Annotated in this window: 10 protein-coding genes; 8 read left to right on the forward strand and 2 right to left on the reverse strand. The window is 59.8% G+C overall.

Features of this window, described 5'->3' with window-relative positions:
• Positions 1–162 precede the first annotated feature (162 nt).
• Positions 163–543: a hypothetical protein gene (locus tag LB551_RS25035; protein WP_224660799.1), complete on the forward strand. Its 381-nt coding sequence runs from the start codon at positions 163–165 to the stop codon at positions 541–543.
• A gap of 539 nt (positions 544–1,082) precedes the next feature.
• Here the strand turns inward: LB551_RS25035 and LB551_RS25040 are convergent.
• The gene (locus LB551_RS25040; RefSeq protein ID WP_224660870.1) at positions 1,083–1,721 is read right to left on the reverse strand and encodes a hypothetical protein; all 639 of its coding nucleotides are present in this window, start codon (positions 1,719–1,721) and stop codon (positions 1,083–1,085) included.
• A gap of 601 nt (positions 1,722–2,322) precedes the next feature.
• Here LB551_RS25040 and LB551_RS25045 point away from each other — a divergent pair.
• Together LB551_RS25045 and LB551_RS25050 are read left to right on the forward strand one after the other, a co-directional pair.
• A complete protein-coding gene (locus LB551_RS25045) occupies positions 2,323–2,640 on the forward strand; it encodes a YMGG-like glycine zipper-containing protein (protein WP_224660801.1) in 318 nt (105 codons plus the stop codon).
• A 112-nt stretch (positions 2,641–2,752) separates the two neighbouring features.
• Positions 2,753–3,367, forward strand: coding sequence for a class I SAM-dependent methyltransferase (locus LB551_RS25050; RefSeq protein ID WP_224660804.1), 615 nt, complete (start codon positions 2,753–2,755; stop codon positions 3,365–3,367).
• An 882-nt stretch (positions 3,368–4,249) separates the two neighbouring features.
• Here LB551_RS25050 and tssH read toward each other — a convergent pair.
• Complete coding sequence (gene tssH / locus LB551_RS25055; RefSeq protein ID WP_224660805.1) at positions 4,250–7,021, reverse strand: type VI secretion system ATPase TssH; 2,772 nt, start codon at positions 7,019–7,021, stop codon at positions 4,250–4,252.
• Between the two features lie 319 nt (positions 7,022–7,340).
• On the opposite strand from tssH, the gene tssA reads away from it, so the two are divergent.
• From tssA to tssE, 5 genes are read left to right on the forward strand one after another with little or no spacing between them, the layout of a single operon-like run.
• Positions 7,341–8,513, forward strand: coding sequence for a type VI secretion system protein TssA (gene tssA, locus LB551_RS25060; protein ID WP_224660808.1), 1,173 nt, complete (start codon positions 7,341–7,343; stop codon positions 8,511–8,513).
• 6 nt (positions 8,514–8,519) lie between these two features.
• Positions 8,520–9,059, forward strand: coding sequence for a type VI secretion system contractile sheath small subunit (tssB, locus tag LB551_RS25065; protein ID WP_224660809.1), 540 nt, complete (start codon positions 8,520–8,522; stop codon positions 9,057–9,059).
• 3 nt (positions 9,060–9,062) lie between these two features.
• Positions 9,063–10,568, forward strand: a complete 1,506-nt coding sequence (gene tssC / locus LB551_RS25070) for a type VI secretion system contractile sheath large subunit (RefSeq protein WP_140552898.1) — start codon at positions 9,063–9,065, stop codon at positions 10,566–10,568.
• A 45-nt stretch (positions 10,569–10,613) separates the two neighbouring features.
• The gene (locus LB551_RS25075; protein WP_140552897.1) at positions 10,614–11,069 is read left to right on the forward strand and encodes an Hcp family type VI secretion system effector; all 456 of its coding nucleotides are present in this window, start codon (positions 10,614–10,616) and stop codon (positions 11,067–11,069) included.
• Positions 11,056–11,811, forward strand: coding sequence for a type VI secretion system baseplate subunit TssE (gene tssE / locus LB551_RS25080; protein WP_224660872.1), 756 nt, complete (start codon positions 11,056–11,058; stop codon positions 11,809–11,811). Before LB551_RS25075 ends, tssE begins: the two co-directional genes overlap by 14 nt.
• The last annotated feature ends 1 nt before the right edge of the window (position 11,812 follow it).

Raw genomic sequence — 11,812 nt, forward strand, 5'->3', positions numbered from 1 at the left:
GGCATCTTGGCTAAGCCGCGTGATAACCGACGATGGGGGGAGCCCTTACGTCGTAGACAACGAGCAGCACGGCTGCCCAACAAAACTCCTTGAACACATCAACTGGCCCGCTGACCTGCTCACGCAGTCGGCGGCCGAACGAACACGTTTGGAGATGGAGTCATGCGGATACAGAGTGGCTATTGGTGGGCGATTAGCATTCGGCAGGAGGATGATCGGCCCGAGATCATCGACGTAGGTTCTTATTCCTTTGGCCAAATGGCCAATCGTGTTGGGGATGCCGATCCATTCGACTTGATAGAATTCGAGCTACTGCAATGGCTTGATGCCAGCCTCTGGCCAACGGAGGGCGCCGTCGATCCATCGACAGTTCGCCAGGGCTATTGGTGGGCGCTTGACCCGGCAGAGAACGCATATCAGATCGTCTTGGTGGGCAAAGATAGAGCAGTTCGAACCTTCAATGGCGATTTCGATAGCTGTCTGGACGAGTTCGAATTTCTGATGCCTCTGGATCTCATCCCCACGGCTCGCTCCGATCACTAGGGCCTGTCGCCGTCACGTTGGCTGCTTGCGCGTCACCCCGAACCTTGGTCATGTCGCCTCCTGATCCGTTACGCGATACGCTCCATGGCCAACCTTGATGAGTAGGCGCTCGTTACACATCCGAATGAGATAGCAACGAGCTGAACGGTGCGCGGACAGAGGCAATTCTGCCGATGCGGCTATCTGAACCCCTTGATATCAGCGCATCAACTCGGTTGAAGCAAAACGAGATCTAATCGCATTAACTCACCGCGAATGGTCCGTTAGCAGACTATTTCAACAACAGCGCTGTATTGGCGGTAGCCCTCTCCCGACTCGAACCCCCGATGGCGAGCGAACCTCTCCGATGATCAAGTTTGACCCGAAGTGTGATCAGACGCCCCAATCTCTTGAACACGCAGCTTCATTCGACTGGAGGAGCACGACACAAATTCGAAGCTTCCAGGAACCCTAGGCAAACTGGATGTTCTATGGACAATTTCGTCCTGGTGGCATGGCTCGACGCCGCTGCACCTGACACAGCGTTCCGGGGTCGCCAGTCAGCGTAAGAGCCCATCGCTATCGAAGTCTTCCCATCCGCGTAACTTGGGGCGGGTCGCCTCATCGCGGCTTTTGTCGGTATCATTTGCAGCCCCGCGGTCCCTCTTTTGCGAGCGCTTCAGGGTCGACTTTGCGGCGGCCCGTCGCCGGTTCTCAGCGGCCGTGGCCGCGTCTTCTTCGCGCCAGACGGTGACCAGGTCGCGATCGAGCACATCTTCAATCTGGCGTGGATCGAACACGTGAAAGGTGATCTTGCTGGCGCGGCCACGAAGTTTGACCGTCCTGGTTCCGGTGCTCTGCAAGCGACCGTCCTTCAGCCAGCGGTGCCGCTCGCTGGAGGAGATCGTCAGGATGTCCTCGACCTCGCGAGGGATTACCGGCAGATCTTCGATAGCCTGCATGGCTTTGGACACAATCGCCTCTGCCGCTCCAATATCGGCATCCGTGCCCTCCGGCAGGCGCAGGGTCAGCACGCGGGATTCGATATGGAGCAACTTTTTCCAGGGCACTGGAAGGCGCGCGCGGATCTCGAGAAAAATGCCCCTCGCCCGTACTGACGATCCAAGCGTTGCAGCCGCAGACAACGGCCACTCTGCTACTAATTTTGCGGTCGGGGCGATTTTTCGGCGCTCAGGCATGCCAGCTAAATAGGACTCTTTCAAATTAGCTTCTAGATGGATGAACTTCATGCAGTTGAGCAACGCCGGGCCATCCTCAGGGTTCTCCGCATTGGCGCCATGCATGTTGGAGATGATGAAATCGAGGACTCCAGGATCGATTGGAACTGCGCAAACCGCTCTGGAAAATTCTAAGCCAGGGACTTCATCACCCGCACGTTCCGCATGGTCCTGTCCAGGTAGCCCCCGGCCGCGACGAGTTCGAGATTCCAGACGCCACTGAGTGCCGCGGCAGTCTGATACTCGCCGCACACGTCGGCTAGCTCGGCTTCCATAGCCGCCATCTCCATGGGATCTATGCCAACGAATTGCTGCCGCGGCGTCGAAGGATCGGCAAGTTGTGAAGGCGGTGTGCTGGTGCCGTTGAGGATCAGCTGAACGCCTGGTGGTTACACTCGCGAAGAGGATCTTTCCCGTTTGGCAACCAAGGCGTTCAACGGCTGGGAAACCCTGATTCAGTTCGTGAGAGGGCTCTGCCGCCGTTCCGCCGCAATGCGGCCGCATTCCGGGGCTTGTTCGCCCCAGCCTGTCTGTCACCCGGCGCTTCAGAGGAGTTCGAGTGATGTTTATCAAGAAGGCCATACTCGCGGTGCTGATGACCGCGGCGCTCGCCGGATGCGAGACGCAAACCGAAGGCCAGCAGCGGGCCACTGCCGGCGCATTGGTCGGCGGCGCCGGCGGCGCGCTCGTTGGCCAGGCGATTGGCGGAAACACCAAGAGCACGGTGATCGGCGCGGCCAGCGGTGCACTGCTCGGCGCCGTGGTCGGCTCAGCCACCACGCCGCAGCGCCGCGGCGAGCAGCTCTGCCGCTACCAGGATCGCTCCGGCCGCATTTATACGGCGCCCTGCGACGACCGCTACTACAACGGTAATTATTGATTGAGCTGCTCACCGAGGGAGCCGGTGCATTGGCGCCGGCTCCCTCTCGCTGTCATTCTTTTGTACGATTTGCGCGATAGGGAGATTCTCAGCGGGCAGGAGGAGGTCGAGTATGCCAAGCCTTGCCGATGCTCTGAGGAACCGAAGCCGACATGCCGTAAAGCGGCTGCTTCGCTACGACAGCCGCAACTGGCTGCGCATCCGTCAGATCGAAGCTTTCACCATGTTCCTTGAAGCGGCCAACCGCAAGTCGCGGGACGTGATCGAGATTTCGCCGGGCTGGAACCGCTACTGGCGGGCGCTCTGCCCCAATTATCGCTCCGTCGACTTTCCGGACTTCGATATCTGCAAGGACCGCACACCAGAACAATATTCCATCGTCATCGCCGACCAGGTGCTGGAGCACGTGCAGCGCCCGATGACGGCCGCCGCCAACATCCACGCCATGACCAAGCCCGGCGGCTGGGCGATGGTGGCCACGCCCTTCCTCTTCCGGGTGCATGCACGCCCCCACGACTATAACCGCTGGACACCGGCGGGGCTGAGACAGTTGATGATTGAATGCGGTTTCGCCGAAGATGATGTTCAGGCGTTCGGCTGGGGCAATAAGGCATGCGCCAAGGCCCATATCGGCGGCCCGGTACGGGCGTATGGACTGTGGCGCGACCTCAGCAACGATGAGGAGTACCCGCTGATGGTTTGGGCGTTCGCCAAAAAACGGGGGTGACGACAAGCCTTGCCGGCGAGCTGAAACTTCTTGCCAAAGAGTGGGTGACGCACCGCGCTCCGGCGCATTTCGCATGGCACGCGCCGCGTCTGTAGCGGTGAGAGGTCACCATTTAACAGCGCACGCTCGACCTCGGCGTTCGTTTCCACCCATATCGGCGAGATCTGGATGGTCAATGACAGCCATCACCGACCGGGTCGGCATCGGACGCCGTGCTGCCTACATGGCATCCGCAGCCAGCGTCCGACCGGGCAGTGTAAGGCGATTCCGCGGCCGGTTCGTGCGCTCAGGCCGGACTGATGCGGGCGCTCTGGGCCTGGGCATTCATAGATCAAGCGTGCTTGTGGAAATTGTGGTACAGGTATGACGCTGTCTTTTTTACGGAGATTGCGATGAGGCAGAGAACGATCGAAAGCGGGCTAAGTCCGCCAATGCAGCAGGCCATTCCGATAATTCGACGTGTTTTTAAGCAATACGCGCCGAGGCACCTTGAACTTGAGCTCACCGCTGGAAAGGAGTGGTATAATCACTCTCGTTGGTCCCTTCATCATTCCGGTAACGCAATCGATATTAGGACAAGAAAGCTGGCGGATCGTGGGACAGGTATATTGTCAATCCTTTTGGGGCACTTCTTACAGCAGGAACTTAATTCTGAGCTTGGCAAGGCAAAGTATTTAGTCCTCGTGAACGACCAAGGGCCTATGTTTCCGCATATTCACATTCAGTATAATCCCGGGGCTAGGATGAGCACACCCGGGGACTACGATGGAAAGCGACAAAGCAAGACGGTCTAGTCGCCTCGTCGAAGAAAAGAACTCCTTTGCGAGCGCCATGCCAATCTGTGGCGAGAGATGGTCCAATGCGCAAACCATAATCCAATCATTACTCGAAAGAATATGTAAAGCCGCCCTCGGAGGCTCCGACCGTCACCTTCGTCATCTTCTCACCCTCCAGCGACCGGTTGAGCACGCCGCGGCTTAATTCCGGCAGAAGTGTGTTGGTTAAGATGGTATCGATCATCCGCCCGCCGGATTCGATCTCCGTGCACCGTGCCCTGACCAGATCGATGACACCGTCGCTGATCACCAGTTCCGCGTCACTGGTTGCACGCAACCGGCGGGCGATCTTGGCGAACTGATGACGAGTGATCGTCTCGATCATCGAATCAGACAGCGGATAGTAAGGAATGGTCACCACCCGTCCAAGAAACGCCGCAGGAAAAACCTTCAGCAAAGGCGCGCGCAAGGCCTTATCCAGATCGTCTAGTCCGGCCCGAACCGTGCCGTTCCTCGTCCGGTCCATGATGACTTCAGAGCCGACGTTCGAGGTGAGCAGGATCAACGTGTTCTTGAAGTCGATGCGCCGCCCTTCGCTGTCGTCCATCATGCCCTTGTCAAAAACCTGGAAGAAGATCTCGTGGACGTCGGGATGCGCCTTCTCGACCTCGTCGAGCAGGATCACCGAATAGGGCTTTCGTCGAACAGCCTCTGTCAGGATACCGCCCTTACCATATCCGACGTAGCCGGGCGGCGCACCCTTCAGGGTCGAGACAGTATGCGCCTCCTGGAACTCCGACATGTTGATCGAAATCAGGTTCTGCTCGCCACCATAAAGCGTCTCCGCCAGGGCCAGTGCCGTTTCGGTCTTGCCGACACCAGAGGGCCCACAAAGAAGGAACACGCCCACCGGCTTTTCCGGCGCGCCAAGCCCGGCGCGGCTGGTCTGTACACGCTTGGCAATCATCTCCATGGCATGATCTTGGCCGACGACGCGCTCGCACAGAGTGACGGCCAGCCGCAGGGCTTTTTCGGTCTGGCTCGACAGCATCCGCCCAGTGGGGATGCCAGTCCAGTCTTGGACCACCGCAGCCACGGCATTGCGGTCAACCGATGGCAGGATCAGCGGCGCCTCGCCTTGTGCCTCCGCAAGTTCGGCCATGAGTTCGCGCAGACGGGCAAGATCGGCGACCGGACGTGGAGGTTGCTCGGCAACAGCCGGCATTTCGAGCTCTGTCCTGGATACCTTGTCTTCGATCATTTCGGTCTCAGACAGCCCAGCCCCAAAGGCGTCGGCATCTGCTGTTTCGGACTCCGGCGTTTCTGCCGCATCGAGCGGCATACCATCGCCCCGTATCCGGGCACGCAATTCAAGTATCTCGGCAACCAGGACTTTTTCTCGATCCCAACGTTGTTGCGCAGCGATCAGTGTGACCTCTGTTTCGTCAAGTCCGGTTTCGACCCGTGCCTGCCGCTCGGTGACGTCGATGCCGATCGCCGCCTCGCGATCGATGATACCGTGCTCGACCTCCAGCGCTTGGCGACGCCGCATGATGTCCTCGACCTCGGCCGGTGTGGCATGCTGCGATATGGCGACCCTGGCGCTAGCGGTGTCGAGAAGGCTTACCGCCTTGTCCGGCAATTGCCGCGCCGGGATATAGCGGTGTGACAGGCCGACTGCCGCCTCGATGGCCTCATCCAGTATCTGGACCTGGTGGTGCTGTTCGAGAACGCCGGCCACCCCGCGCAACATGAGAACGGCCACAGCCTCCGAGGGCTCGTCGATCTTTACCACCTGGAAACGGCGGGTCAGCGCGGGGTCTTTTTCTATGTGCTGCTTGTATTCAGCCCAGGTCGTTGCCGCGATGGTGCGCAATTCACCGCGTGCCAGCGCCGGCTTCAGAAGATTGGCCGCGTCGCCGGTTCCAGCAGCGCCGCCTGCGCCGATCAAGGTGTGGGCCTCATCGATAAAAAGTATAACCGGCGTTTCGGACGACTGCACCTCGTCGATCACAGCCTTCAGCCGTTTTTCGAACTCACCCTTTAGGCTTGCCCCGGCCTGCATCAATCCGATGTCGAGCATGCGCACGCTGACGCCCTTTAGCATAGGCGGCACATCGCCCTGGGCAATACGCAACGCGAAGCCCTCGACGACCGCAGTCTTGCCGACCCCGGCTTCGCCCGTCAGGATAGGGTTGTTTTGCCGCCGTCGCATGAGGATATCAACGATCTGCCGGATCTCCGGGTCGCGGCCAACGACAGGATCGATTTGGCCGTCGCGGGCACGCTGGGTCAGGTCGGTCGCATATTTCGCCAGGGCCGCATCGCCGCCGGCTACGCGCCGTGGCGCCTGTGGTGCGGAGGTCATGGTCGAGGTGCCAGCTTCGAGTGAGCCCTCCATGACATCGGCGAACCGCGCGATCACCGCGTCGGCGTCGATCTTGTCGAATGCGCCGCTGATCTTCGACAGCAGGCCTTCTAGCACCGGCGTCTTCAGGCAAGCGAGCAGAATATGCGCGCTGCGGACTTCCTCAACGTTGAACTCAAGCGTCGCCAGGTTCCAGGCCTCCTGGATGGCATGAAAGATGTGGTCGGAGAATTCCTCGATCGATGTGGCGCCGTAGGGCAGCTTGTCCACGGCGCGGGTCATATCGGCCGTGAGCCGGCTGACATCCACTCCCGCATCGGCGATGATCATTTGCACGTCCGAGCGATCGGAAAGCACGAGTTGCTCGATGAAGTGGACGAGTTCGACGTAAGGATTGCCGCGCAGCTTGGCGCTGTCCGCAGCTGCCTTGAAGGCACGCACCCCGACAGGATTGAGCTTGCCGACCAGTTCCTTACGCTTGAAGCTCTGTGACGACCGGCGCTGTTCCATCGAACGTGCTCCTGCAATCTGCCAATGGATACCCTGCCACATAAGCCGCCACTTGACAAAGCGCCCGATGGATGCGGGCGCGCCGGTGGTTCGGTGCCGTCAGCCTTTGGAAGCTCGGACGACTGGCGGCAGACGAATTCGTGCATCCATGGGGGCATTTTACCGACTGTGTTGGGCAGTCTCGCCAAGCCCTCCACATCGCGAACACGCGGTTGGTCAGCTTTCGTTAATTTTTAAGCGGCGGCTTAATTGGCGTACGGCACGTCAGTGTGGTAACGTTGGGTTAGGTGCCGTTGAGGGCCGGTCGCTGGGGGTCTGTGTGATTGATGTCGCACTTTGGCTTACTCCGCTCGACGGTGAAAATCCGTCAGGGGGAGATTTGCGCAACGATCCGGCCTTCCATGAGCTGGAGCGCCTGACGGAGCAGCAGAAAAAGATCGAGTTCCGGGGCAGCAAAAACACGGAAGTCGACGTTCCGATCGACTGGCCCGCCGTGCTCACAAAGGCCGAAGAGCTGCGCCCACACGGCCGGGATTTGCGCCTTCTCGTCATTGTCACGCGTGCTCTGGCCAACGAGTACCGCCTGGCCGGTCTAGCCGACGGCCTGACCCTCATAGCGCAAACCTTCGATCAGCATTGGGCGACCATGCATCCGGCCTTGCGACCGGGCGCTACGCCGCGCGACGCCGCATTGCGCCGCATCAACGCGCTTACTGACCTTCAGAACAGCCAGAATGGCCTGCTCAAAGATTTGCGGAAAATGACCTTCTTTGCGCCGCGTTCCATCGGATCTGTCCTGGGCGAGGATCTGGAGAAGGGTTCGCTCGACGAGCGGGTCATGCTTCAGGAGGCTGCTTCGGGACTGAACATGGCAGAAAAGGCGAAACTCGCAAGCGAGCACGGGCAGTTGGTCAACCGGGTGCGCAGCGCGTGCACGGCGCAGATCGAACAGGCCGCGGCAGAAATGATGTCGCTCCTCGCCGACGCCCGCGCCGCGATCGCCGGCCTCGATGCAGTCGACAGCGCCCTCAACGCCCGCCTTGGAGGCGGTGGCGCTAGCGTTCCGGAATTAAAGCGGTTTCTGCAACGTTTGCTGACGACTCTCGAACGGAATTCGGCAGCCGGCGCCGCGGGGAATGGCGCGGCCAAACCGGTGCAAGCGCCCGCAGAACCGGCAACAGCTGTTCGCAACGGTTATGGAGCCGACACGATGGCAAGCGTGGCAGGCAACGCAGAGTCCGGCAGCGGCGGCCTGCCCGACCGGATCTCGTCGCGCGATGACGTCGTCAAATGCCTCGACCTCGTGGTCGCCTTCTATGACCGCACCGAACCGTCCAGCCCGATCCCGCATCTGGCGCGGCGCGTGCGCCGAATGGTGCACATGGATTTCGTTGAACTGATGGAAGATCTCGCCCCTTCGGGGCTGAAGGAATTCCGGCTTCTTGCCGGCGTTCCAGACGTCAAGAAGACGGCTCAGAAGGATGAAAGGTAACAACACATGCCAGCTGAAAGCAAATCCAAGGTCATCGAACGAAATCGTGCGCCGCGCGTGCAGATCTCCTATGACGTGGAAACCTATGGCAGCCCGACGACGATCGAACTGCCGTTTGTCATGGGCGTGATGGCCGACCTTTCCGGCGCTTCGCAAACCAAGGAAGCGTCAAAGTCGGTGCTGGACCGCTCCTTTGTCGAGACCGACGCGAACCGCTTCCCCAAGTTCATGGAGGCGCTCGGGCCTCGGGTCAAAGCCCGGGTGAGGAACACGCTGCCGCAGGCCGAAGGCCAGGAGCGCGACGAGGAACTGGCGCTCGATCTCACCTTTACCAGAATGGGCGATTTCGCCCCCGACAAGATCGCCGAGCAGGTTCCGCAACTGGCCGAGATCCTCAAGATGCGTCGTCAACTCGAGGAATTGCTGGGCTTCATGGATGGCCGCGTCGATGCCGAAAAGCGCATTGCGCAGCTGCTGAACAACGAGCCGCTTCTTGGCAAGATCGCCGGCCAGGCGCTGGCCGACGACGACAAGACGGGAGAATAGATCATGGCTGAACAGCAAAAAACCGCCGACGTCGCCGCCGAGGCCGAAGCCATAGACCTTGGAGAATTCAGCGGGCTCCTCGAGAAGGATTTCAAGGTCAAGAAGGACGACAGCGAGAAGCTGCAGCAACTCGTGCGCAATCTCGCGCTCGCGGCGCAGTCGCGTTCCGAAACCACGACCATTTCGTCCAATGCCATCAAGTCGATCAAATCGCTGATCGCCGGCATCGACAAGGTGCTGACGACACAGGTCAACGAGATCCTGCACGCGCCGGAAGTGCGCGAGATGGAAGGCACTTGGCGCGGCCTCTGGTATCTTATCAACAACACCGAGACGGATCAGAAGCTGAAAATTCGGGTGATGAACATTTCCAAGGAGCAACTGGCCGACACGCTCGAAGACTATGAAGGTCAGATGTGGGATCAGAGCCCGATCTTCAAGAAAGTCTACACAGACGAGTATTCGATGCTTGGCGGCGAGCCGATCGGCTGTGTGATCGGCGCCTATGAATTCTCCAACCACCCGCGCGACGTGGGTCTGCTGCGCAATATCTCCGGCATTTGTGCCTCGGCGCACACGCCGTTTATCGCGGCTGCCTCGCCGCGCCTGTTCCGTATGGACAGTTGGCAAGAATTGCCGAACCCGCAAGACCTGCAGCAGATCGTCTCCAACGCGGCCTACGCCTCGTGGCAGTCACTTCGCGAAAGTGAGGATGCCCGCTACATCGGCCTGACCATGCCCCGCGTCCTGGCACGGCTGCCCTACGGCACCGAGACCGTTCCGGTAAAGGGTTTCACATTCGAGGAAGAGGTGCACGGCGACCACAACAAATATGTCTGGATGAACGCCGCCTTCCCGATGGGCGTCAACATCAACCGCAGTCACAAGTTGTTTGGCTGGGGCACCCAGATCCGCGGGGTCGAGAATGGCGGCACGGTCCTCAACCTGCCGGTGCATAGCTTCCCCACCGATGATGGGTCAGTAGCGATGAAATGCCCGACCGAAGTCGCCATCGATGACCGGCGTGAGGCGGAGCTTGCCAAGCTTGGCCTGATGCCGATCCTGCATCGAAAGAATACCGATCTTGCGGCCTTCATCGGCGCGCACTCGCTACAGGACGACGAAACACGGGCGGGGCGGCTGGTCGATCCCGATGCGCAGGCCAATGAGCGCCTGAGCGCCAATCTGCCCTATCTGTTCCCGGTTTCACGCTTTGCGCACTATCTCAAGGCGATTGCGCGCGACAAGGTCGGCTCGTTCAAGGAGCGCTCCGACATGCAGATATGGCTGACGGAATGGATCAACCGCTACGTGTTGGCCAACCCGGCCTTCGCAGACGACAAGGCGCGCGCCAAGCGTCCGCTTGCTGCCGCGGAGGTTACAGTGAACAGCGTGGAGGGGCGGCCGGGCTACTACAATGCCACCTTCGCTTTGCGCCCGCATTACCAGTTGGAGGGCATCAACGCCTCGCTGCGGCTGGTGTCGGAACTGCCCTCCGTTAAGACTTGATCTGCAGCAACAACATCTTGGTTTTGAACGTGGTGGAGAGAGACAATGCCAGTGAAGATTGACGGTTTTCTGAAGGTTCCCGACATCAAAGGCCCCAGCACCCGCGATGGTCACGACGACGAGATCGAAATCCATGGCGTCGACTACAAGATGGTCGCACCCTATGACCCGAATTCGCTCTCACGTCGAGGCCGCGTGTCCATGGGCATGATCAAGTTCATCAAACATTACGACAAATCATCGCCCTATCTGAAAAAGGCTTTGTTCGAGAACAAGGCCCTCGACGAAGTGGTGTTCTCGGCACGCAGGACAATCGATGGCGAGACCAAGGATTATCTGGTCGTTACCCTCACCGATGCTTCGATCATGGAGTACGACATGTCGCAGGCCGAGGATGAGGAAGACCTGATCGAGGAAGCTGTCAGCTTCGCCTATAAGAAAATCAAGTTCGTCTATGACGGCAATGATGAAGCCGAAATGGATGTCTATGTCGGCAAGTGAGGTACGGCGGCCAGGCGCGGGCAGGCAGCAGCTCACGGGCAGCTTGCGAGCAAAAAGCGAGGCCGTCCAGCCGTCGCTTTGGGATCGCCTCGTCAATGACCTGCCAGGCCTGACCTCGGAGATAGACGGGCTGCGCCAAGTCTTGCGGGACGAGCTTGGCGCGGACCGTTTCGATAGCCTCGTTGCCGGCAGTGCACGGACCATCGATGCGGATGCGGAACTGACAGCGGACCAGAAACGCCGCCTGCATCGATTTTCCTTTCAGACCCAGCACCGCCTCGAGATCGAAGGCCGTCGCGTGGTGGTATCGGCCCGTGTGCTCAGGGAAGCGGTGCGGCGTGACATCGAGGCGCTCTTCAACACCGAGCGATTCGAGGCCACACCGCTTCTGTCCGATTTGGAAAATGAACAAGTGTCGGACAACCCACCTTCGCTTGCCGACTTTCCGGAGGTGCGCCGAAGTGTGGTCAATTACGGCGTGCCGTCCTTTTCGGGCCGGTCGTCGCGCGACTTTGATCGCGATGTGCTGGCGCGTGAGATCCGCGCGGTGCTCGCCACTTTCGAGCCGCGCCTCAAGGATAGGGAGACAAAGGTCACGGTCACCCTTGGCGACAAGACCATGGGCCTGAAGATCGAGATTGACGGTGTGCTGATCATGACGCCGACGCCGGAACGCATGCGCCTGCGCACCACGATTAATCTTGATAACGGCTTGGCGCGGACCGAAATCAGGGACGCCTGAC

Source organism: Mesorhizobium sp. BR1-1-2 (assembly GCF_020165435.1).
GTDB lineage: Bacteria > Pseudomonadota > Alphaproteobacteria > Rhizobiales > Rhizobiaceae > Mesorhizobium.